Annotated in this window: 1 pseudogene; it reads right to left on the bottom strand. The window is 63.2% G+C overall.

What is annotated here, in order from left to right:
• Positions 1-250, bottom strand: a pseudogene (locus tag EN869_RS34115) (hypothetical protein); the annotation flags it as partial.

The following is a 250-nucleotide window of genomic DNA, read 5'->3' as shown; positions in this document are numbered from 1 at the left end:
CGACCGACTTGCCCTGCTTGTCGAAGTCGGAATTGACGGCGATGGTGCCGGCAGCGCCCGGATGCTTGGCCGGGAACTGCACATCGAACAGGTACTCGTTACGCTCGTAGCCGACGGCGTAGCGCTTGCGGCCGCAATCGCCGAGCTCGCCGAAATTGCAGTCGACCGAGATCTGCGTCTCCTTGCCCTCTTCCGAGCGGGCGACGATGTCGAACATGGCATGCTTGCCGACGAGCTTTTCCAGCACGCC

Source organism: Mesorhizobium sp. M2D.F.Ca.ET.226.01.1.1, from assembly GCF_004022705.2.
Lineage (GTDB): Bacteria > Pseudomonadota > Alphaproteobacteria > Rhizobiales > Rhizobiaceae > Mesorhizobium.
The sequence above is the reverse complement of the archived record's forward strand: the minus strand, read 5'-3'. Positions and strand labels throughout refer to the sequence as shown.